The sequence below is a fragment of the Streptomyces araujoniae genome, assembly GCF_050871195.1.
GTDB classification, from domain to species: domain Bacteria; phylum Actinomycetota; class Actinomycetes; order Streptomycetales; family Streptomycetaceae; genus Streptomyces; species Streptomyces bacillaris.
The window spans coordinates 2,090,670-2,112,905 of sequence record NZ_CP194070.1 but is presented as its reverse complement, the minus strand read 5'-3'; the positions used below and the strand labels follow the sequence as shown (position 1 = coordinate 2,112,905).

The following is a 22,236-nucleotide window of genomic DNA, read 5'->3' as shown; positions in this document are numbered from 1 at the left end:
ATCTTGTGAGGATTCCCTCGTGTACGTGGACACCACGCTGCCCAAAATTCGTTACCTGGCCCAGGTGTTGGTCACCATTGCCATCGTGACCATGGTGGCGCTTCTGGCCTCCCTGATCCCGGGCATGGATGTCGCCCATGCGGCCGGGCAGAGGACCGAGCCGCCCGGCATACGGCACGAGAAGTCCATACCCGGCAAGGACTTCGTGCCGGGGAAGCAGGACCGTTCCAGCGGGACGGACCGCGACTGGGAGGTGCCTGAAGCGAGTTGGCCGACCGGCAAGCAGACCGCGCAGATCGCCGCGGCCTCGGCCGGGAGCAGGTCGGCCGCCATCGGTGCGGGGCCGGTATCGGTGAGGCAGGCGGATGGCGCCCGGACCGAGAACACCGCCGACACCGGCCTCGTGGAAATCGAGGTAATGGACCGGAGGGCCGCCGAACAGGCCGGCGTCAACGGGGTCCTGTTCACGGTGACTCCCACCGTTCCGCTTATGGTGAGCAGAGCCGGATTCGCGGCTGATGCACCCCCCTCGGGTAAAGTCGAGGTCAAGTTCAATTACCGTGATTTCGAGGGTAGTTTCGGCGCCAACTGGGGTTCCCGCCTCGAACTGGTCGACGCCGCCACCGGCCAGTCCCTCACCCAGCACAACGACACCTCCGCCCGTCAGCTGACCGGCGAGATCGACCTCCCCCAGGCCCGCGCGGGCAGAGCCGCCCAGCCGGTCGCCCTGGCCGCGGTGGCACGGGCGGCGGGGTCGGGCGGCGACTACTCCGCCACTTCTCTCTCCCCTTCCGGTTCCTGGATGGGAGGCTCCTCATCGGGCGGCTTCTCCTGGACCTACCCCGTGGACGCACCGGAGGTCCCGGGCGGTCCTGAGCCGGAGGTCGCGCTGGGGTACTCCTCGCAGTCCATCGACGGACGCACCGCTTCGACGAACGCGCAGTCCTCGTGGATCGCCGAGGGCTGGGACTACGAGCCCGGCTTCATCGAGCGCCGGTACCGCTCCTGCTCGGACGACCAGGGCACCGGTGCCAACAACCCGGGCCAGGCGGGCAAGACCGGGGACCTGTGCTTCGGTTCGGATCAGATGGTGATGTCCCTGGGCGGGTCCTCCACCGAGCTGGTCAAGGACGACACGAGCGGCGCCTGGCGGCCGGCGGACGACGACGGCTCCAGGCTGGAGCGCAAGACCGGCGCGGAGAACGGCGCCCGGGGCGGCGAGCACTGGGTCCTCACCTCTACGGACGGCACGCAGTACCACTTCGGCCTCAACAAGCTGCCCGGTGCCGCCGCCCAGCGCACCAACTCCACCCTGACCGTGCCGGTCGCGGGCAACCACGCCGGGGAGCCCTGCCACGCCTCCGCGTTCGCCGACTCGTTCTGCGACCAGGGCTGGCGCTGGATGCTGGACTACGTCGTCGACCCGCGCGGCGACGCCATGTCCTTGTGGTGGACCAAGGAGTCCAACCACTACGGCAAGAACAACAAGCCCGCCGGTGTGAGGTACGACCGCGGTGCCTACCTGAAGAACATCGACTACGGTCAACGCGCCGACAAGCTGTTCACCCAGAACGCAGCCGCGCGCATCACCTTCACCGTGGCCGAGCGCTGCATACCCGGCTCCGGCTTCACCTGCGCGGAGACCGACCGGACCCCGGCCAACGCCAGGCACTGGCCCGACACCCCGATCGACCAGCAGTGCAACGCCGGTGATCAGTGCAAGGACAAGAACTCCCCGACGTTCTGGTCCACCAAGCGCCTCACGAAGATCACCACCCAGGTCAACAACGGCGGCTTCAGAGACGTCGACTCCTTCACCCTGGACCAGAGCTTCCCCGCCACCGGGGACGGCACCTCGCCGGCCCTGTGGCTGGAGTCCGTCGAGCGCACCGGACACGGCCAGGACGGCACCACCGCGACCATGCCGAAGGTCACCTTCCGCGGTGAGCAGATGGACAACCGGGTCGACGGCTTCGAGGGCCTGGAGCCGTTCTCCCGTTACCGCATCCACGCCGTGGACACCGAGAACGGCGGCACGATCGGCGTCACCTACTCCCCGCAGCAGTGCAAGCGCGGCGGCACGATGCCCGCCAACCCGCAGACCAACACGCTGCGCTGCTACCCGCAGGTCTGGACGCCGAAGGGCGCCCTGGAGCCGATCACGGACTACTTCCACAAGTACGTGGTCACCCAGGTTCGCGAGGAGGACAACGTCACGGACGCCGTGGCCAAGGTGACGAGCTACGAGTACCTGGGCGGCGCGGCCTGGGCTTACGACGACTCGGAGAACACCGAGGCCAAGCGGCGTACCTGGTCGCAGTACCGCGGTTACGAGCGGGTCCGCACCCGGCTGGGGTCCGGCACCGACGTCAAGCAGCTGACCGAGAACCGCTACTTCCGCGGTATGCACGGCGACAAGCTGCCGTCGGGCACCCGCTCGGTGGAGATCGAGGACTCCGAGGGCGGCAAGGTCACCGACCGCCTGGAGTTCCAGGGCCAGTTGCGCGAGGAGATCACCTACGCCTCCGACGGTGGAGCGATCGCCGCGGCCACCAAGCTGACGCCCTCCGCGGTGAAGACCGCCGAGCGCGAGCGCACCGGCACCACCCCGCTCCAGGCGTACATGGTGTCCCCGGTCAAGTCCGAGACCCGTGAACACGTCAAGGACGCCACCTGGCGGCGCAGCTCGGAGACCACCACGTACGACAGTGCCGGACTGCCCACCGAGGTCGAGGAGACCGCCCCTTCGGGCAAGAAGGCGTGCACCCGCATCGAGTACGCCCGCAACACTGCCAAGCACATCCTCGACACCGAGTCCCGCGAGGTCACCACCACGGGGGCGTGCGGCGCCCCCGGCGGCCAGGTCATCGACGACACGCGGTCCCTCTACGACGGCGGCGCGTACAAGGCCGCTCCGGCCCGGGGCCTGGTTACCGAGGTCCAGGAGCTCAACGCGGCGGGCGACGGTCACATCACGGTCGACCGGACCGAGTACGACATCCACGGCCGGGAGACCAAGACCTCGGACGTCGAGGGCGACGAGACCCGTACCGTCTTCACCCCGGCCACCGGCGCCGTCCCCACCAAGCAGGTCGACACCGACCCGCTCGGCCACACCGACACCACCGAGTTCGACCACAGGGGACTGCCCACCGCGGAGATCGACGCCAACGGCAAGCGCGTCGACATGCGCTACGACCCGCTCGGGCGCCTGTTGAAGGTCTGGGACATCGACCGGAACCCGGCCACCCAGTCCCCGTCCGCCGAGTACGACTACACCATCCGCCGCAACGGCCCGACGATCGTCACCAACAGGACCCTGAAGGACGACGGTTCGTACGCCACGAGCTACGAGATCCTCGACGGCCTCCTGCGTACCCGCCAGACGCAGGATGCCGCGGTCGGCGGCGAGGGCCGCATCGTGAGCGACACCTTCTACGACAGCGTGGGCCGTGCGTACAAGAGTAACGACGGATACTTCAACGACCAGAACGTCGCCCCCAGCCTGCTGACCGTCGGCGACAACGTGGTGCCCTCGCAGACCCGGGTCGTCTTCAACGGCCTCGGTGAGGAGACCTCCGAGGTCACCTATCACTACGGCGACGAGAAGCTCCGCAGCACCACCGTCAAGGACGGCGACGCCATCACCGTCACCCCGCCCAAGGGGGAGACGGTGACCACCACCTACCAGGACACCGACGGCCGCGCCACCAAACTGCGCGAGTACACCAAGACCGACCGGTCCGCCTGGCAGGACACCACCTACAGCTACGACGACCAGGACCAGTTGACCAAGGTCACCGAGCCCGGCGGCGGTGAGCACACCTTCACCTACGACGCCCGGGGCCGTCAGACCTCGACGACCGAGCCCGACGGCGGCACCACGCGCTTCGAGTACGACCGGGGCGACAACGTCACCGCTGTCGTCGACCCCCGCGGCAACAAGCTGGTCACCACCTTCGACAAGGCAGGCCGTATCACCAGTCTGCGCGAGAACTCCACGAGCGGCCCCAAGCGGGCCGAGTGGACCTACGACAGCCTCGGCAAGGGCCTGCCCGTCGCCTCCATCCGCTACGACGAGGACGGCAACGCCTACCGCGACGAGGTGACGGAGTACGACGTCAACTACCGCCCCCGCACCACCAGGACCACCATCCCCGGCACAGCCGGAAAGGCAGCGGGCGAGTACACCTACACCTACGCCTACACGCCCACGGGCAACCTGTCCTGGGTCGAGCTGCCCAAGGTCGGGCCGATGGCCAAGGAACGCCTGGTCTTCCGGTACAACCGCGACGACCTGCCCATCTCCATCTCCGGCGCCGCCAACTACGTCACCGACGTCATGTACTCCAAGTACGGGGAGATCCTGCGCTCCGAGGCCGGACCCGCCGGCAAGAAGCTGTTCTCCACCTACTTCTACAACGACTTCACCCGCCGGACCGACCGCGTCGTCCACGACCGTTCCGTCCAGCCCGGCCGTATCGACGACACCGCCTACTCCTACGACGAGGCAGGCAACGTCACCGGTATCTCCCGCACCCCCGGTCCGGGGATGCCCGACGCGCAGACCGGCACCGACACCCAGTGCTTCGCCTACGACCAGCTGCGCCGCATGACCTCGGCCTGGACGGCGCGGGAGAAGTGCGCGGCGGACGGCCCGAGCAGGGCGGCCGTCGGGGGCCCCGACGCATACTGGCAGTCGTACGAGTTCGACGCGTCCGGCAACCGCACCAAACTGGTCGAGCACGACACCACCGGGAACGCTGCCAAGGACATCACCCGGACCTACAGCTACGGAGGTGACGCGGGCGGCCCGAACCGGCTGAGGGAGATCACCTCCACCGGCGCCGACGGCACCACCAGGTCCACCTTCGGCTACGACAACGCCGGCAACACCACGACCCGCCAGAACGGCGGCACCACCCAGTCCCTGGCCTGGGACGTCGAGGGCAACCTCGAATCCGTCACCGAACCCAAGGAAGGCGGAGGCGAGAAGAAGACCTCCTACTTCTACGATGCCTCCGGTGAGCGTCTCCTGCGTACCGGCGCGGACGGAGCCACCACCCTCTACCTCGGCGAGACCGAACTGACCGTCAAGGCGGACGGGACCGAATCGGTACAGCGCTCCTACACGCACCCCGACGGCGCCACCACCGTCCGTTCCTCCGACGGTGGACGCGAGGTCCTCCTCGCCGACCACCACGGCTCCACCCAAGCCTCCGTCGACATGATCGCGGCGGGCATGCCGGTCACCCGGCGCCTGCTCACCCCGTTCGGAGAGGACCGCGGCGCGGCCCCGTCCACCTGGCCCGGATACCGCGGCTTCGTCGGCGGCACCCGCGACCAGGACACCGGTCTCACCCAGCTCGGCGCCCGTCCCTACGACCCCGCCACCGGCCGCTTCCTGTCCGTCGACCCCATGGTCGACTACCAGCAGCCCGCCACCATCAACCCCTACGCCTACTCCAACAACGCCCCTGCCACCTTCTCCGACCCCGACGGCCTCTTCTTCCCCATCCTGATCGGTATCGCGGCCCGTATCGCGATCCAGGCGGCCATCCGCGCCGCCGCCCGCCGGGCCGCCCAGATCGCTGCTCGCAAGGCGGCCGAGGCCATCCGTAAGAGGGCCCTGGCCGAAGCCCGCAAGCGTGCCATCGCCGCGGCCCGCAAGAAGGCCGCCGCCAAGGCCAAGCGCGAAGCCGCCCGCAAGGCCGCCGCGGCGAAGCGTGCCGCAGCCAAGCGCGCCGCCCAGCGCGCCGCGGCGAAGCGGGCGGCAGCCCGCCAGGCCGCAGCCCGCGCCAATCAGCGGGCCCAGCGCGCCGCGGCGAAGAGGGCCCAGGCCGCCCGCGCCGCCGCCCGCAAGGCCAAGCCCAAGCCCAGGCCGCAGCCGAAGTCGCAGCCGAAGCCGAGGCCGAAGCCGTCCCAGAAGGCCAAGCCCGCTCAGCAGAAGAAGGCCAGCCCGAAGCAGTCGGCCGGCAGCAAGGCCCGTGAGGAGATCAAGAGCGAGGCCAGGGGGCAGGCCGAGGACGCTGTCGCCGAGCAGAGCAACGCCGCGGATCTGGCGTCGAAGATCGATGTCGAGAACCTTTCGATGACCAGGACCGTCGAAAATCACACCTGGGACATCGCTGGGACTCGAGATGTCGATGCTCCCAACTTCGGCAGGGCCGCACGCCCCTACATGAACGGCAACAACGGGATGCTCCTCCGGGAGATCATGAGGGGATCTGCGCCTAGGATGGATTCCCGGGGCGCCCCTGGGGTCGTTGAGTGGAGAACTCCCGGAAGACTGAACAGAAGCAACGGGATCTGGGAGCTCAACATCGACGCAAACTCCAACAGAATCGTCCACTTCCTCTTCAAGAGCAAAAAGGGCTAGCACTCGAAATGAAATTTTCGATCCAGGGCGGATCTCCTCTTGAAGGCGTTCTCACCTATGACGAGTCCGAGTACGGATTCTCCTTCAGTGCGCAGAGTGGGGATTCGCTGAGCGAGAGGCTCGGATCAGAGGGGGTTGCGAGCGTGCTGATCGACACACTCCAACTCGAGGTTGACATCGAGTCCCGGGAAGTCCTGTTCGCCTGGGGGTACTTCCCGAACGTCAGGGGCGTCGTGGCCGAATCGGATGCCCCGCAGTTCACCCCGGGGCGGGTTTTCGTCTCGTCGGACCACCCCTTCGAGCCCGGAGTTTCCTTCGAGGTCCCCGGGGAAGGGTGGCAGGTTTCCTATGATCCTTCCTCCGGGTGGGTCACCATTCGTCTGGAAAAATCTACCGATCCTGAGTTCGTTCAGATCGCCGGTGGAACTGTCCTGGGTATCGAAGAGGGGAATCTGGTCTCGGTCCGACTCAATCCTGTTTTCGCAGGGTGACAGGCGGTGAACTGGGAGATCCGTCCTCCCCGGAAGGAAGCGCGCGGTGAGTGATCGGTGGAAGGACCCCGGGGTTCTGCGGGGCGCGGTGAGCGGGGCTGAGGCGTTCAGCCTGCCGGCTGCGGACGGCATGGCCGGGTCCTTCGAGGTGGAGTACGTGGTCACCGGCGTGGGCGTGAGCGAGATTTCCTACACCACCGGGCCCGGCGACGCGGGCGAGGTGGTGGTCGAGGGCCCACGTCTTCCCTGGCGCACCACGGTGCGCATGACGGGTGCGGAGGCTGTGCCGGTGCTGAGCGTCATGCTGAGCGAGGACGGGGGCCGGATCGAGAGTGTGATCCGTGTCGATGGCTTGGAGGCGATGCGGTCGACGGCGGCCGGGGCGTCAGGGACGTCGGTGTGTGTCGCCGAGCCGGGTGGGGCGTGGTGACGCGAGGTCGGTCTCCAGCACATCCCGCTCGCGCATCGGCTTGCGGATGCCGTTGTGTATCGCTCGGACACGGTCGGCACCGCGCCGCCCACTCGTCCTGAGCACGTGCCACTGGTCGCAGGGGCTGCCTCGCGGGGATCAGCCGGAACCACCGACCGGAGCGTGAAGGCGGGCCGGTGCGCGTGAAACCGGCCTGCCCGTCGATCGAGCCCTGGGCCTGCTGACGATCCTGCGCGAGCATGACCCCGACATCGTCCTCCTCGACGGGACGCTCGCAGAGTGCGATCGCGTCGGCGACAGTCGTGCCGACTGCTCGGCGAGCACCGGGAGCGCCCCATGGCCCGAGGTACGTAGCGCACGGCACTGTGGTTGCCTTTCCGCAGGTGAGAAGCGGCACCCATCGAGGTCCCAGCCGCTCCACCTCGGTTCTCTCGGACCTTCGGGGCGCGTACGGGATCAGAGCCCCGGCCCCGGCCTCAGCCGAAGAGCAGCTGGACCAGCAGGTACAGGTTCAGGGCGGAGAGCACCACGCAGATCACCGTGCCCGTCCAGGTGGTGATCCGGCGGTTGACCAGGGTGCCCATCAGGGCGGGGCGGCTGGTGAAGTAGACGAGCGGGGCCAGGGCGAAGGGGATGCCGAAGGAGAGCACCACCTGGGAGCCGATCAGCGCGTCGTCGGGGGAGACGCCGAGGGCCAGGACCACCAGGGCGGGCAGCATGGTCAGGCCGCGGCGGAGCAGGAGCGGGAGGCGGCGGCGGATGAAGCCGTCCATCACCACCTGCCCGGCATAGGTGCCCACGCCCGACGAGGACAGGCCCGACGCCAGCAGCGCCACCGCGAACGCCAGGGCCGCCGTACCGCCCACCAGCCGGCCCAGGTGCTCGTGCGCCCCGGTCAGGGAGCCGTCGAAACCCCCGCCCGCGCCGTGGAAGAGGACCGCGGCGACACCGAGCATCGCCAGGTTGATCAGCCCGGCCATCCCCAGGCCCCCGACGCAGTCCGTGCGCAGCGCGCGCAGGGCCGTCCGCATCGCCCGCTCGCCCACCGGCCGGAGCCGGCCCGCCGTCACCGCCGAGTGCAGATAGATCACGTGCGGCATCACCGTCGCGCCGATGATCCCGACCGCCAGCGTGAGCGACTCCGTACCCGCCAGCCGCGGGACCAGTCCCTCCGCCAGCTGCCCGCCGTCCGGGCCGCCCACCGCCACCAGTTGGTAGAGGAAGCCGAACCCGATCACCGCCAGCAGGAACGTGGTCGCCAGCTCGAAGGGCCGGTAGCCCCGGCTCTGCAGGGCCAGCAGCGCGAAGCTGATGACGGCCGTGGCCAGCCCGGCCGGGAAGAGCGGCACCCCGAAGAGCAGGTTCAGCCCGATCGCCGCGCCCACGAACTCGGCCAGGTCCGTCGCCATCACGACCAGTTCGGCCTGGACCCACAGCCCGGCCGCCACCGGCTTCGGCAGCCGCTGCCCGCAGAGCGCCGCCAGGTCCTTCCCCGTCGCCAGGCCCGTCTTGGCCGACAGGTACTGGATGAACATGGCGACGACGTTCGCCGTCACCAGCACCCAGACCAGCAGATAGCCGAAGTTCGCCCCGGCCTGGAAGTTGGTCGCGAAGTTGCCCGGGTCCACATAGGCCACCGCGGCGACGAACGCCGGACCGTAGAAGGCCCGGCGCACCCGGCGCACCTCGATCGGGGTGGACTCCCTGGCCGGCTTCGGGGGAGCGGGCGTGGTCATGCGTGGATCGTCCCTTCGGGCCGGGGCGGGGGCAGGCGTGTGCCGATGCGTGAGTGGCTGGGTGCCCAGGGGGCTGGAGGTGAGCGGGTGCCCCGGGACGCCTGGGTGTCGTCCGGCCTCCCGGGGCCTCCGCTCAGCTCGCCTCGTCCTCGGCCGGCTCCGGGGGCACGGGCGGTGTGCCGTACGTGAAGTACGTCTCCTGCGGCAGGTTCGTCCCGCCGATCGCCGTCCCCGTGTCGATCTGGTCCATCGTCCACGTACGGGTCTCGAAGTCCGGCTCCAGGATCAGGATGCCCGGATCGCCGAACAGCTCGATCCGGTTGCCGCCGGGCTCGAAGACGTACAGGAAGGAGCTCTGCGTGATCCCGTGCCGGTCGGGGCCCGCCTCGATGGTGATGTCGTAGTCGCGGAACATCTCCGCCGCGTCCACCGTGTGCTGCTGCACCCCGTAGTAGAAGGCGACGTGGTGCAGCCGGCCCCGGGCGCCCCGGGCGTCGCGCATGACGGCGACGTCGTGGCTGAGCTGGCTGCTGCTCATCCAGACCCCGGCCTCGACCTCACCGTCCACCACCCGCTCGTTGGTCCGCAGCCGCAGGTGCCGCTCGAAGGAGTTCCGCATCGGGGTGACGTCGCTGGCCAGCAGGTTGAGGTGGTCCAGACGCTTGATCGGCAGCCCCTGGAGCGGCTTCTTCGACGGGCGGCTGAGGATCTTGCTGCGCAGGTCCTCCGGCGCCCGGTACTTCTCCGCCTCCCACAGCAGGCTCATGTGGTGGCCGTCGGGGGTGGTGAAGTCGTACGTCTTGCCGTACCCGTACTCGTCCTCCGTCCACGCCCCCTCGCCGTTCCCCGCCTGCAGCGAGCGCACCCGGCGCTCCAGCGCCTCCGGCGACGTCGTCCGCAGCGCCGCGTGGTCCATGCGGGCCACCGGGCCCTCGGTGATCTTCAGACTCCACTGGTACGGGTCCTCGTAGCCGCGCAGATAGACCGACTGGCCCTCGCGCCGGGTCTCGTACATGCCCAGCAGATCCTTGAAGAACCACAGGGTGCCGTCCGGGTCGGGGGTGTGCAGCTCGACCCGTGCGAGGTGCGCGATCTCCTGCCGGTGCTGTTCGTCGCTCATGTGCCACTGCCTTCCTGCGCCGGTGCGGGCGGTCTGCCGCCCACGGTCTGTGGGGAGTTGCTCGGTGGGGCGGCGCCGTCCGCCGTACGGGCCGCCGCGCGCTCCGCCGTCGTCACGTCGCCCGCCGCCCAGTGCTGGGGCGCGACCTCGCGGATGACGACCCGGATGTTCGCGACCGGGGCGCCCACGGCCCGGTGCGCCGCCTCGGTGAGTTCGTGGATCAGGGCGCGTACCTGCTCGGGCGAGCGGCCGGTGCCGAGGGTGACGTCGATGAAGGGCACGGTCAGCCCCCCGCCAGGGAGACGGCGCCGAGGGTGGAGAAGCTCGCGCGGACGCTCGAACCGGGCCGTACGTGGACCGCGTCGGTCATTCCGCCGGTCAGGACCAACTGGCCCGGCTCCAGGGCGAGTCCGCGCTCACCCAGGGCGTTCGCCGCGAGCGCCAGCGCCTCGGCCGGGTGGCCCTGGACGGCGGCACCGGTGGCCGAGTCGACCGGCTCGCCGTCCACCTCCAGCAGCACCGCCTCGTGCGCCAGGTCCAGCCCCTCGGGCGAGCGGCCGACCGGGCCCAGGACGAAGAGCGCGGAGGAGCTGTTGTCCGCGACCGCGTCGGCCAGGGTGAAGGAGAAGTCCTGGAAGCGGCTGTCGATGATCTCGATCCCGGCGTGCACCCGCTCCACCGCCCGGAGCGCCGTCGCCGCCGTGACACCCGGCCCGGCCAGCCGCTCGCCCATCACGAAGACGATCTCCGGCTCGGCGCGCGGGTGGATCAGCCGTTCGCGCGGGAGCGGCTCGCCGGCAGGCAGCACCATGGCGTCCGTCAGCCAGGCCAGGGAGGGCGAGTCGATGCCCATCCGCAGCTGTTTGGCCCGCGAGGTGAGGCCCAGCTTGACCCCGATGAGCCTCTCGCCCCGGGCCAGGCGCTGTTGCAGCGCCTCGTACTGCACGGTGTAGGCGCCCGGCAGATCGAGCGTGGGCCACTGCGCGGTGATCGGGCCCCGCGCGGTGACGGAGCGTTCCGCCTCCAGCAGGACCGCGGCGGCACGTCGCGTGTCACCCGGTCGTATTTCCAGTGCCTCGGCCATGGACGGCCTCCTCCTCGAAGGGGTGGGGTGGGTATGGGGAGTTGGTGGGGGAGGGGGTGTGCATGTGCGGTACGGAGGTGGGCCGACGGGGCTCCGCCCTTGGGCCGGCGCCGCTGGGGTGTGGGCCCTGCTCGGGTGTGGGGCGTGCTCGGGTGTGGATCCCCGCTCGGGTGTGCGGCGTTGCGCGTGCGTAGGCCCCGCTCGTGCGTGAGTCGTTGCTCGCGCGGCCCCGTTCTCGCGGCAGCCCCCGCTCGGGTGCGGAACCCGCCCCGGGCGTCAGCCCGCCCGGGTGACCGTCGCCGTGCCCAGCCCCGCCAGCGACGCCGTCACCGTGGAGCCGGGCGGCAGCTCCGTGGGCGTGGCGAAGCCGGAGACCAGGACGCTGCTGCCCGCCGTGAGCGGGAAGCCGTCGTCCCCCCGGGCGTTCGCCGCCCAGGCCAGCGCCGCCAGGGGCGAGCCGAGTGCCATGCCGGTGGCCCCGGTCGCCACGACCGCCCCGTCGCGGTGCAGCACGTAACCGGCCAGCCGCAGATCGGTGCCGGCGGGCCTCACCGGCTCCGTACCGAGGACCACGGAGTGACACCCCGCGTTGTCGGCGGCCAGGTCCAGGACGGTGGCCGGGCCGTCCTCCACCCGGGAGTCGGTGATCTCCAGCGCGGGCAGCACGAACTCCACCGCCCGCAGCGCGTCGGCCGCGTTCGCGCCGGGGCCCTCCAGCGGTGCGCCGAGGACGAACAGCAGCGCGGGTTCCGCCCGCGGACGGATCAACTCGTCGGCGGCCGGGAGGAGCTGGGTCGTACGGAGCATGCCGGAGGTCAGCCGGCCGAGCACCGGCTCCGTCGCCCCCTCCAGGGCGCGCCGCGCGGTGGAGGAGGCCAGGCCCACTTTCAGCCCGCGTATCCGCTCGCCCCCGGTGGTGTGCAGGCGCACCACCTCCGCCTGTACGCGGTAGGCGTCGGCGAGGGTCGTCACCGTACCTTCGCGGCCGGGCGACGCGGTCGGCTTTCCGGTGCGGTGGGCGCTGTACAGCCGTGCGGCCGTCCCGTGTGTCGTGTCGGCGTCCTGATGTGCGGTCATGGTGGATGCGTGCCTCTCGGTGTTCCTGCGGTGGGCCGGGGCCGGAGCCGGGGGCCGGGGGCCGGGTTACGGGGTCGGCGGTGCGGGGGAGGGAGCGCGGTGCGGCGGTCAGCGGATGCGCAGGACCACGGCCCGGGGCTCGGTGAAGAACTCGCGGGAGAAGTTCCCGCCCTCCCGGCCGACACCGCTGATCCCCTCGCCCCCGAAGGGCATGCGCAGATCGCGCTCGAAGTAGCAGTTGACCCAGACGGTGCCGGCCTTCCAGCGGGCCGCCATCCGGTGTGCGCGGTCCAGGTCGCGGGTGAAGAGGATGCCCGCCAGCCCGTACCGGGTGGTGTTCGCCAGCCGCAGCGCCTCCTCCTCGGTGTCGAACGGGATGACCGTCTCCACCGGGCCGAAGATCTCCTCCTGGGCCGTGCGCGAGTCGTTGTCCAGCCCCGTGATCACGGTGGGCCGGTAGTAGTGCCCGCCGGAGAGCGCGGCGTCGTCCGGCGGGCCGCCGCCGGTGAGGACCGTGCCGCCCTCCCGCTGGGCCAGCTCGACATAACCGTGCACCTTCTCCCGGTGCGCCCGCCCGATGAGGGGACCCATGAACGTCCCCTCCTGGCGGGGGTCCCCGACCACCAGCTTCTCGGCCTCGGCGGTGAACCGCTCCAGGAACTCCGGCAGGACCGACCGCTGCACGAGCAGCCGCGAACCGGCGAAGCAGACCTGGCCGCTCCCGCCGAAGATGGCCCGGATCGACTCCGGCACCGCGATGTCGAGATCCGCGTCCGCGAAGACGATGTTGGCCGACTTGCCGCCCAGCTCGGCGGAGACCGGCGTCAGGTTGGCCGCGGCCGCCGCCATGATGGCCGCCCCGGTGGCGCTGGAGCCGGTGAAGGTGATCCGGTCCACGCGCGGGTCACCGGTCAGCGGCCCGGCGACCTCGTCACCGCCGTACCCGTGCACGATGTTGAGGACGCCCTCCGGCAGCCCCGCCTCCAGCGCCAGCTCCCCGAACCGGGCCGCCGTCAGCGGGGTCTGCGGCGCCGGCTTCAGTACGACGGTGTTGCCGAAGGCCAGCGCGGGCGCGACCTTCCAGGTGGCGAGCATGAGCGGCGCGTTCCACGGGCTGATCGCGGAGACCACCCCGGCCGGGGCGTGCAACGAGTAGCCGAGCACCGGGCCGTCGGGGTAGGCCTCCTCGGTGGCGAGGGCCGCGAAGTCCGCGAAGAACCGTAAGTTCTGGGCGACCCGGGGCATCTCCCCGTGCCGGGCGTGGCGGAGGGTCTTCCCGCTGTCGTGGGACTCCAGCAGGGCCAGCTCGTCCCGGTGTTCGTCGACCGCGTCGGCCACCGCGTGCAGGACCGTCCGCCGCTCGGCCGCCGTCATCCGGGGCCAGGGCCCCGCGTCGAAGGCCTCGCGCGCCGCCGTGACGGCCAGCTCGCCGTCCCGGGCGGCGCCCCGGGCGACGGTGCCGAGCAGCGCGTCGTCGTGCGGGTCGCGGGTCTCGAAGGTGCGCCCGTCCTCGGAGGCGACGGAGCGGCCGCCGATCAGATGGTGAACCGTCCGCTTTTCCGCGGCCGTGGCGCCGATGGACATGCGAATACCCCCTGGATTCCGGATTTCCGGTGGTGGTGTGGGTGGGTGGGTGAGCGGGTGCGGCGGGCCGGTGGATTCCGGCGCGACTGCGTTCCGGCTGCGCGATTCAAGGGCAGTGGATGCGCGGAACGGAAATGCGTCCGGCGCGTATTCATCCTGCGATCCGCCCGTCGGGCCGGTCAAGAAGAGTCTTTTCTGTTGACCCGTTTTTGGGACTTGTATCGCGTGGCGCCGGCTGTTGACCGGCGAATCGGCGGCTGGGTAGCGTCGTTGGCGTCGGAACGGGATACGGGAGCCGAGCGAGGCGCCCGGTCTCGGAGCCCGCGGGCCGTCGGCCTGTGCGGGACGGTCCCGTGGGGTTCCGCCGCCTCGGCCGTCGGCCGGCCGCCGCTTTCCCCTTCCTCTTCTCCTTGTTGATTTCTTTCCGATGCCTTGTCTCCGCCTGTTCCGCTTTCCTTCCGCATTTCTCTTGCTGGTCACCAGTGCTCCGAGGGGGACGTGTTAACCATGGGCTCAAGACAGCTGAGCCGGAATGCCGCCATAGGCGTGGTCGGGGGAGGGGCGGCCGCCGTCTGCCTGCTCGACGCGCTCGCCGGGGCCCCGACGGCCCCCGGCGAAGTCACGGTCTTCGAGCCCTCGCCCCATCTGTGGCGCGGCCGGCCCTACCAGCCGGACCTGGACACGGTCCGGGTGAACATCGCGCCCGGAGGGATGTCCGTACGCTTCGGGGACCCGGAGCACTTCCCGGGCTGGCTGGCCGCCCGGGACGCGGTGCTCGGGATGGCCGAACCCGACTTCGTCGACCCGATCAACGGGCTCCGCTTCATCCCGCGCGCCACCTACGGCGCCTATCTGGAGCAGTCGGCCCGCGAGGCCGTCGCCCGGCTGCGCGAGCAGGGGTGGCGGGTCGACATCGTCCCCGAGCGGGTCACCGCCGCCGAGCCCGCCCCCGGCGGCCGGGTGCGGCTGTTCCACGGCGACGGCGAGAGCCTCACCGTCGACCACACCGTGCTCTGCGTGGGCCGGGGCCGGCCCGGCGACCCGTACGGGCTGACCGGCCGGGACGGCTATCTGCCCGACGCCTACCCGCTGGCCCGCACCCTCGGGGAGATCGGTGCCGACGCCGACGTCGGCGTCATCGGCGCCGGGCTGACCGGCGTCGACATCGTCCTCTCGCTGCTCGCCCGCGGGCACCGGGGCCAGGTCCTGCTGGCCTCGCGCAGCGGAGTCCTCCCCCGGGTCCGCCAGACGGCCCGGCCGCACACCCTGAAGCACTTCACGGCCGAGTGGTTCCGGGGCGCGGCCCGGCGCGGGGAGACGGTGACCCTGGGCCAGGTGGTCGACCTCATGCGGGCCGAATTCGCGGACGCGGGCGAGGACTTCACCGCCGTGGCCCGGGAGATCACCGCCGCCGCGGAGGCCGAGGACCCGGTGAAGCGGCTGCGCCGGCACCTGTCCGAGGTGGACTCGCCCGACCGGGGGCTGCGCATCCTCCAGCAGGCGGTGCCCGCCACCGGCCCCGACGTCTGGCCGCTGCTCCCGGAGTCCGACCGCAGACAGCTCCTGCGCGACCACTACCGCTCGATGATGAGCCTGTGCTGCCCCATGCCGGCGACCACCGCGACCGCCCTGCTCGGCATGGTCGACAGCGGGCAGTTACGGATCGTCCCCGACGTACGGGCCGTGGAGCCGGCGCCCGGTGGCGGCTTCGCCCTGCGTACGGGGGACGGGGCGCCGCCGCTCCGGGCCGACCGGCTGATCAACGCGGTGAACCCGGCGCCCGGCGGGCTGCCCGCCCGCGCCCAGTCGCTGGTCACCTCGCTGGTCTCCGGGGGGCTGGCCGAACTCCACCCGCGCGGCGGCGTCGTGACGGAGCGGGCCACCAGCCGGCTGCTGACCGGCGGGCGGGCCCACCCCGGTCTCTACGCGCTCGGTGACCTGGCCGCGGGCAGCCTGTTCTTCACCTTCGGGCTCCCCTCCATCGTCGACCGCGCCCACGACATCGTGCAGGCGATCAGCGCCGGTGACGGCCCGTCGTTGCCCGCCACCGAGGACGCCGTACTCAGCGCCTGACGATCCGCCGCCTGCCGCCTGCCGCCCAACCACCCGCCGTCCGGCACCCCGTAACCCTCCCGACCCCTGACCCGGAAGCTCCCTGGAGGAGACATGACCGCCGAGCCCGTCGCCCCGCCGACCCCAGCCGCCCACCGACCCAACGACGTGCGCCCGATGACCGGCGACGAGTACCTGGACTCGCTGCGCGACGGCCGGGAGATCTACATCCACGGCCAGCGGGTCAAGGACGTCACCACACACCCCGCCTTCCGCAACAGCGCCCGCTCCGTCGCCCGCCTCTACGACGCCCTGCACGCCCCCGAGGCCGAAGGCGTGCTCCGCGTCCCCACCGACACCGGCAACGGCGGCTTCACGCACCCCTTCTTCAAGACCCCGCACACCGCGCAGGACCTGGTCACCAGCCGGGACGCCATCGTGCGGTGGCAGCGCATGGTCTTCGGCTGGATGGGCCGCACCCCCGACTACAAGGCGTCCTTCCTCGGCACCCTGGGCGCCAACGCCGACTTCTACGGCCCCTTCAAGGAGAACGCGCTCGCCTGGCACAAGCGCGCCCAGGAACGGGTCCTCTACTTCAACCACGCGATCGTCCACCCGCCGATCGACCGCGACAAGCCGGCCGACCAGACCGCGGACGTCTGCGTGCACGTCGACCGCGAGACCGACGCCGGGCTGGTCGTCTCGGGCGCCAAGGTGGTCGCCACCGGCTCCGCGCTCACCAACGCCAACTTCGTCGCCCACTACGGCCTGCCGCTGAAGGACAAGCGGTTCGGCGTGGTCTTCAGCGTGCCCATGGACACCCCGGGGCTGAAGCTGCTGTGCCGTACGTCGTACGAGATGACCGCCCAGGTCATGGGCAGCCCCTTCGACCACCCGCTCTCCAGCCGGCTGGACGAGAACGACGCGATCATGGTGATGGACCAGGTCCTCATCCCGTGGGAGAACGTCTTCATGTACGACGCGGAGGCGGCCAACTCCTTCGCCAACGGCTCCGGCTTCGTCGACCGCTTCACCTTCCACGGCTGCGCCCGCCTCGCCGTGAAGCTGGACTTCATCGCGGGCTGCGTCATGAAGGCCGTCGAGATGACCGGCACCGCGGGCTTCCGCGGGGTCCAGGCGCAGGTCGGGGAGATCCTCAACTGGCGCGACCTCTTCTGGGGCCTCTCCGACGCCATGGCCAAGGACCCCGTGCCGTGGGTCGGCGGGGCCGTCCAGCCCAATGTGCGGTACGGGATGGCCTACCGCACCTTCATGGGCGTCGGCTATCCGCGCGTCAAGGAGATCATCCAGCAGTCCCTGGGCAGCGGGCTCATCTACCTCAACTCGCACTCCTCGGACTGGAAGAACCCGGAGATCCGCCCCTACCTGGACCAGTACCTGCGCGGTTCCGGCGGCATCCCGGCGATCGACCGGGTCAAGCTGCTGAAGCTGCTCTGGGACGCGGTGGGCACCGAGTTCGGCGGCCGCCACGAGCTGTACGAGCGGAACTACGGCGGCGACCACGAGGCGGTCAGGTTCCAGACGCTCTGGGCCTACCAGGACTCCGGAGAGGCCGGGGCGCTCAAGGACTTCGTGGACGCGTGCATGGACGAGTACGACCTGGACGGCTGGCGGCGCGACGACATGTTCGACCCGGACGAATTCGCCTTCGTCCTGGGCCGTTGAGCGGGGTGGGGGGCGGGGCGCGGGGCGTGCCGGACCGGCCGGTGACGGCCGCCGCTGCCGCCCCCGCGGACGGGACCGCGCTGCTCGCCGCCACACCGGACCGGATGCGCGGGGCGCTCGGGCACTTCGCCAGCGGGGTCACGGTGGTGACCACGGCCACCGAGGGGCCGGACGGGCCGCACGCCCACGGCATGACCGCCAACGCCTTCACCTCCGTCTCCCTGGACCCCCCGCTCGTCCTGGTCTCCATCTCCACCCACGCCCGCTCCCACCGGCGCATCGACGACTCGGGCCGGTACGGGGTGTCCATCCTGGGCGCCGGACAGGGCCCGGTCGCCCACCACTTCGCCGGCGGGGCCCAGTCCCCGGAGGCGGTGTCCCTGGAGTGGCGCGACGGCCTCCCGCTCGTCGGGGGAGCGCTGGTGCACCTGGCCTGCCGGGTCCGGCAGAGCCACCGGGCGGGCGACCACACCCTGTTCGTCGGTGAGGTCGAGGGGCTGTGGCTCGGCTCCGGCGGCCCGCTCGTCCACTACCGCCGCGACCTGCGCGCCCTGGCGGGACCGGCACCGACGGCAGCGGGTGACCCGGAGGCCGTCTCCGTACGCGATCGGGCCCCCGCCCCGGCCTCCGTACCGCCCCGGGCCCCCGCCCCGGCCCCCGTACCGCCCCAGGCCCTCGCCCCCGCCCCCGTACCGCCCCAAGCCCCGGTCCCCGTACCGGATCGCACACCGGCCCAGGATCCCGGGCCCACCGCCGTACGGGAGCACGCACCGCACCAGGCGCCCGCACCCGCCCCCGTACCGCACCAGGCCCCCGATCCCCGCCGCGACCCGAACCTCGGCACCGACCGTGAAGAGAGGCCCGCACATGCCCGCTGACCCCGGCCCCGCCGCCCTCGACCTCGCCGACCTCGGCGGTCCCGGCCCCTCCGCCCCCGGCCCCGGCGTCCGGAGCTGGGACCGGCTGTTCGCCCGTCATGTGGCGAGCGACACCGGCGACCAGATCACCGCCATCCTCGACCAGTCCGGCGCCACGGACGCCATCGCCCTCTCGGGCGGCTTCCCGCACCCCGACACCTTCCCCGCGCGGGCGCTGGCCGAGAGCCATGCCCGGGTGCTCGCGCAGCCCGCCGCGCTCCAGTACGGGCCCACCCCCGGGCTCCCCGGGCTGCGCGACTGGTTCACCGGTTGGCTGGCGCGGGCCGAGGGGCGGACGCCCGCCGACGGCGAACTGCTCATCACCAGCGGCGGGATGGAGGGCCTCGGCCTCATCACCCGCAGCCTCCTCGACCCGGGCGACCGGGCCGTGGTCGAGGGCCCCACCTTCTTCGGCGCCCTCGTCGGCTTCCAGCGGCAGCTGGCCCGGGTGGAGACCGTGCCCGTCGACCGGGACGGGCTGGACACCGACGCCCTGGCCGAGTTGCTGCGCGGGTCCACCGGGCCGGCGCCCAAGCTCCTCTACCTCGTCCCGGACCACCAGAACCCCACCGGCCTCACCCTCTCCCTGGAGCGCCGCCACGCCCTGATCGCGCTGGCCCGGCGGTACGGGTTCCTCGTCGTCGAGGACGTCGCCTACCGCGAGCTGGGCTTCGACGGGGAACGCCACCCCAGCCTCTGGGCACTCGCCCCCGATGTCGTGGCCCAGGTCGGCACCTTCGCCAAGACCTTCACCCCGGGCATCCGGCTCGGCTGGGTCGTCGCCCCGGCCCGCCTCACCGCCCAACTGGCCCGCGCCAAGCAGAACACCGACCAGTGCACCGGCGCCTACGGGCAGCTGCTGCTGGAGGACTACGGGAGGTCCGGCGGGTTCGACCGCCAGATCGCCGCCTCCCGGGCCTTCTACCGGCGCCGCCGGGACGTGATGACCGAGGCCCTCGCCGCCCATCTGCCCGAGGAGGTCGCGTACACCCGGCCGCACGGCGGCTTCTTCAGCTGGCTCACCCTGCCCGGGGGCATCGACACCGTGGCGCTCCAGGAGCGGGCGCTGGCCGCCAAGGTCAGCTATGTGCCGGGGCGCGCCTTCTACGCCGGGGAGCAGGGCGGCAACAGCCTCCGCCTGGCGTTCAGCCGGGTGCCGGACGAGCAGATCGCCGAGGGCGTACGCCATCTGTCCGGCGTTCTCGCCGCAGCGATCGGCGCCACCACCGCGCGCTGACCACCGCCCCCACGGCCCCGATACCGCGCGCGGGCCACCGACCACCGACCACCGACCGCTGACCGCTGACCACTGAGCACTGACCGCTGTCCCATTCCTTTCCACCCTCATGAAGGAGAAGGGTCCCGCCATGCCCACCCAGCCCACCCGGCCCACCGAGCCGCCGTCCGCCCCGCCCGGCGTCGACGCCCTGCGCGAGCTGCTGCTCCCCGAGTACAGCCCGAGCTGTCTGGCCGCCGACGCCGGGGACCGTATCGGCGCCATCGGCGGGCTGCTCACCGTCAACCCCGCCCACCGGGTCGTCGGCCCCGCCCTGACCATCGACCTCTCCGAGCAGGACCTGGTCGACATCCTCCCCGTGCTCGGGCAGGCCCGGCCCGGGGACGTCATCATGCTGGCCTGTCACGGGATCACCGGGCTGGCGATGTGGGGTGGCCTGATGACGACTTTGTCTCAGGTGGCGGGGATCGCCGGAGCCGTCGTCGACGGGGCCGTCCGGGACGTGGACGAGATACGCGACCTCGGCTTCCCCGTCTGGTACCGCACCGCCCAGCCGCGCCGCTGCCCGCCGGCCGACCTGGACGGTGTCGTGCAGGTCAACGTGCCGGTGACGATCGACGGGGTGACGGTACGGGCGGGTGACATCGTGGTCGCCGACGAGAACGGGGTGGCCGTCGTGCCGCCTGACGCGGCGGAGGAAGTAGCTGTTTCAACAAGGGAGTTGCTGGCAAAGGAGCGGATCGTGCGCGATCTGATGAACGCGGGGGCGACGCTTCCGGAACTACTGGCGCGATTCGGCCACCTGTAATCGGCCGAGGTATCGCGTCCACGAGCGGGAATGGCATGCTCGTTCCGAGGCCACATGAGAGAGTTGGACCCAAAAGCCGCTGACGTTTCGTCACCAGCATTTCCAGACAGGGAGAATGACAGCATGGCTGTTGCGTTGACCGCGGACAGTGCCGGGTCGGTCGGGGGATTCAAGGTCGCCGATCTCTCACTCGCCGAGCTGGGCCGCAAGGAGATCCGTCTCGCCGAGCACGAGATGCCCGGACTGATGGCCCTGCGGCAGGAGTTCGGCCCGCAGCAGCCGCTGGCCGGAAAGCGCATCGCCGGCTCTCTCCACATGACCATCCAGACCGCCGTCCTGATCGAGACGCTCGCCGCGCTCGGCGCCGACGTCCGCTGGGCCAGCTGCAACATCTTCTCCACCCAGGACCAGGCGGCCGCGGCCGTCGTCGTGGGCACCGAGGGCACGGTGGAGGAGCCCAAGGGCAGCGCTGTCTTCGCCTGGAAGGGCGAGACGCTGGAGGAGTACTGGTGGTGCCTGGAGCAGCTGCTGACCTGGCCCGACGGCTCCGGCCCGCACTCGATCGTCGACGACGGCGGTGACGCCACCCTGCTGGTCCACCTGGGTGCCGAGTACGAGGCGGCGGGCGCCGTCCCGGACGCGCTCGCCGACGACCCGGAGGAGCACCGGATCATCCTCGACGTGCTCCGCCGCTCGCTCGTGGACAACCCGGGCAGGTACTCGGAGATGGCGAAGTTCATCGTCGGCGTCACCGAGGAGACCACCAACGGCGTCAACCGGCTCTACCGCCTCGGCAAGGAGGGCAAGCTCCTCTTCACCGGGATCAACGTCAACGACGCGGTGACCAAGAGCAAGTTCGACAACCGCTACGGCATCCGCCACTCGCTGGTCGACGGCATCAACCGCGCCATCGACGTCATGATCGCCGGGAAGCTCGCCGTGATCTGCGGTTACGGCGACGTCGGCAAGGGCGCCGTGGCGTCCCTGCGCGGCCAGGGCGCGCGTGTCGTGGTCACCGAGGCCGACCCGATCTGCGCGCTCCAGGCGGCCATGGACGGTCTGAAGGTCGTCACGCTCGACCAGGTCGTCGAGACCGGTGACATCTTCATCACCACCACCGGCAACCGCGACATCATCATGGCCGACCACATGGCCCGCATGAAGCACAACGCCGTCGTCGGCAACGTGGGCCACTTCGACAACGAGATCGACATGGCCGGCCTCGCGCAGGTGCCGGGCATCGAGAAGACCGAGATCAAGCCGCAGGTCCACGAGTGGGCCTTCCCCGACGGGCACTCGATCATCGTGCTCAGCGAGGGCCGCCTGCTCAACCTGGGCAACGCGACCGGCCACCCGAGCTTCGTGATGTCCTGCTCGTTCGCCAACCAGACCCTGGCGCAGATCTCGCTCTTCGACCCGGCGCAGAACTACGGCACCGACGTCTACACCCTGCCCAAGCACCTGGACGAGAAGGTGGCGCGCCTGCACCTCCCCGCCCTCGACGCCCACCTCACCGAACTCACCAAGGTCCAGGCCGAGTACATCGGCGTGGACATCGAAGGCCCCTTCAAGCCGGACCACTACCGCTACTGACGGGTCGGCCCCGCCTTCGGGCCGATCCGCGGACGACACCCT

Annotated in this window: 15 protein-coding genes and 1 pseudogene; 10 read left to right on the top strand and 6 right to left on the bottom strand. The window is 71.2% G+C overall.

The genetic code is table 11. The features are described from left to right. Positions 1-19: 19 nt before the first annotated feature. The 4 genes and pseudogenes from ACQ9ZG_RS09015 to ACQ9ZG_RS09000 all read left to right on the top strand — a co-directional run. Positions 20-6,379 (top strand): RHS repeat domain-containing protein, encoded by a 6,360-nt coding sequence (locus tag ACQ9ZG_RS09015; RefSeq protein ID WP_499280243.1) that lies wholly within the window; start codon positions 20-22, stop codon positions 6,377-6,379. An 8-nt stretch (positions 6,380-6,387) separates the two neighbouring features. Next, positions 6,388-6,870 (top strand): hypothetical protein, encoded by a 483-nt coding sequence (locus tag ACQ9ZG_RS09010; protein WP_109915261.1) that lies wholly within the window; start codon positions 6,388-6,390, stop codon positions 6,868-6,870. Positions 6,871-6,916: 46 nt separating this feature from the next. Then, on the top strand, positions 6,917-7,300 hold the full coding sequence (locus ACQ9ZG_RS09005; protein WP_109915262.1) for a hypothetical protein: 384 nt from the start codon (positions 6,917-6,919) through the stop codon (positions 7,298-7,300). A 187-nt stretch (positions 7,301-7,487) separates the two neighbouring features. After that, a pseudogene (locus tag ACQ9ZG_RS09000) lies at positions 7,488-7,619 on the top strand (IS5/IS1182 family transposase); the annotation flags it as partial. A gap of 157 nt (positions 7,620-7,776) precedes the next feature. Here the strand turns inward: ACQ9ZG_RS09000 and ACQ9ZG_RS08995 are convergent. The 6 genes from ACQ9ZG_RS08995 to ACQ9ZG_RS08970 form a co-directional block, all read right to left on the bottom strand. Next, complete coding sequence (locus tag ACQ9ZG_RS08995) at positions 7,777-9,036, bottom strand: Nramp family divalent metal transporter (RefSeq protein WP_109915263.1); 1,260 nt, start codon at positions 9,034-9,036, stop codon at positions 7,777-7,779. A gap of 133 nt (positions 9,037-9,169) precedes the next feature. After that, positions 9,170-10,156, bottom strand: coding sequence for a VOC family protein (locus tag ACQ9ZG_RS08990; protein WP_032754089.1), 987 nt, complete (start codon positions 10,154-10,156; stop codon positions 9,170-9,172). Further along, a complete protein-coding gene (gene thmT / locus ACQ9ZG_RS08985) occupies positions 10,153-10,437 on the bottom strand; it encodes a 2-hydroxymuconate tautomerase (RefSeq protein ID WP_018486992.1) in 285 nt (94 codons plus the stop codon). The genes ACQ9ZG_RS08990 and thmT overlap by 4 nt, the downstream gene beginning before the upstream one ends. A 2-nt stretch (positions 10,438-10,439) precedes the next feature. Then, complete coding sequence (locus ACQ9ZG_RS08980; protein WP_109915264.1) at positions 10,440-11,240, bottom strand: 2-keto-4-pentenoate hydratase; 801 nt, start codon at positions 11,238-11,240, stop codon at positions 10,440-10,442. A gap of 276 nt (positions 11,241-11,516) precedes the next feature. Further along, positions 11,517-12,317, bottom strand: a complete 801-nt coding sequence (locus tag ACQ9ZG_RS08975; RefSeq protein ID WP_109915265.1) for a 2-keto-4-pentenoate hydratase — start codon at positions 12,315-12,317, stop codon at positions 11,517-11,519. 108 nt (positions 12,318-12,425) lie between these two features. Then, positions 12,426-13,901: an aldehyde dehydrogenase gene (locus ACQ9ZG_RS08970; protein ID WP_050451158.1), complete on the bottom strand. Its 1,476-nt coding sequence runs from the start codon at positions 13,899-13,901 to the stop codon at positions 12,426-12,428. Between the two features lie 507 nt (positions 13,902-14,408). Here ACQ9ZG_RS08970 and ACQ9ZG_RS08965 point away from each other — a divergent pair. From ACQ9ZG_RS08965 to ahcY, 6 genes are all read left to right on the top strand, one after another. Further along, entirely contained in the window at positions 14,409-15,974 is a 1,566-nt protein-coding gene (locus ACQ9ZG_RS08965; protein ID WP_499280240.1) for an FAD/NAD(P)-binding protein, read from the top strand. 93 nt (positions 15,975-16,067) lie between these two features. Continuing rightward, the gene (locus ACQ9ZG_RS08960; protein WP_028415346.1) at positions 16,068-17,639 is read left to right on the top strand and encodes a 4-hydroxyphenylacetate 3-hydroxylase family protein; all 1,572 of its coding nucleotides are present in this window, start codon (positions 16,068-16,070) and stop codon (positions 17,637-17,639) included. 41 nt (positions 17,640-17,680) lie between these two features. Next, positions 17,681-18,517 (top strand): flavin reductase family protein, encoded by an 837-nt coding sequence (locus ACQ9ZG_RS08955; RefSeq protein WP_499280239.1) that lies wholly within the window; start codon positions 17,681-17,683, stop codon positions 18,515-18,517. After that, positions 18,507-19,793, top strand: a complete 1,287-nt coding sequence (locus tag ACQ9ZG_RS08950; RefSeq protein WP_499280238.1) for an aminotransferase-like domain-containing protein — start codon at positions 18,507-18,509, stop codon at positions 19,791-19,793. The genes ACQ9ZG_RS08955 and ACQ9ZG_RS08950 overlap by 11 nt, the downstream gene beginning before the upstream one ends. Positions 19,794-19,923: 130 nt before the next feature. Further along, positions 19,924-20,601, top strand: a complete 678-nt coding sequence (locus ACQ9ZG_RS08945; protein ID WP_258312195.1) for an RraA family protein — start codon at positions 19,924-19,926, stop codon at positions 20,599-20,601. Positions 20,602-20,724: 123 nt separating this feature from the next. Further along, a complete protein-coding gene (gene ahcY, locus ACQ9ZG_RS08940; RefSeq protein ID WP_050451159.1) occupies positions 20,725-22,194 on the top strand; it encodes an adenosylhomocysteinase in 1,470 nt (489 codons plus the stop codon). Positions 22,195-22,236 lie beyond the last annotated feature (42 nt).

What these genes read in the sequence shown, in the direction of transcription:
- ACQ9ZG_RS08950 (WP_499280238.1), top strand. Translation starts at nt 18,507, where the DNA reads ATGCCCGCTGACCCCGGCCCCGCCGCCCTCGACCTCGCCGACCTCGGC.
- ACQ9ZG_RS08990 (WP_032754089.1), bottom strand. Translation starts at nt 10,156, where the DNA reads ATGAGCGACGAACAGCACCGGCAGGAGATCGCGCACCTCGCACGGGTC.
- ACQ9ZG_RS08995 (WP_109915263.1), bottom strand. Translation starts at nt 9,036, where the DNA reads ATGACCACGCCCGCTCCCCCGAAGCCGGCCAGGGAGTCCACCCCGATC.
- ACQ9ZG_RS08945 (WP_258312195.1), top strand. Translation starts at nt 19,924, where the DNA reads ATGCCCACCCAGCCCACCCGGCCCACCGAGCCGCCGTCCGCCCCGCCC.
- ACQ9ZG_RS08980 (WP_109915264.1), bottom strand. Translation starts at nt 11,240, where the DNA reads ATGGCCGAGGCACTGGAAATACGACCGGGTGACACGCGACGTGCCGCC.
- ACQ9ZG_RS08975 (WP_109915265.1), bottom strand. Translation starts at nt 12,317, where the DNA reads ATGACCGCACATCAGGACGCCGACACGACACACGGGACGGCCGCACGG.
- ACQ9ZG_RS08960 (WP_028415346.1), top strand. Translation starts at nt 16,068, where the DNA reads ATGACCGCCGAGCCCGTCGCCCCGCCGACCCCAGCCGCCCACCGACCC.
- ACQ9ZG_RS08965 (WP_499280240.1), top strand. Translation starts at nt 14,409, where the DNA reads ATGGGCTCAAGACAGCTGAGCCGGAATGCCGCCATAGGCGTGGTCGGG.
- ACQ9ZG_RS09010 (WP_109915261.1), top strand. Translation starts at nt 6,388, where the DNA reads ATGAAATTTTCGATCCAGGGCGGATCTCCTCTTGAAGGCGTTCTCACC.
- ACQ9ZG_RS08970 (WP_050451158.1), bottom strand. Translation starts at nt 13,901, where the DNA reads ATGTCCATCGGCGCCACGGCCGCGGAAAAGCGGACGGTTCACCATCTG.
- ahcY (WP_050451159.1), top strand. Translation starts at nt 20,725, where the DNA reads ATGGCTGTTGCGTTGACCGCGGACAGTGCCGGGTCGGTCGGGGGATTC.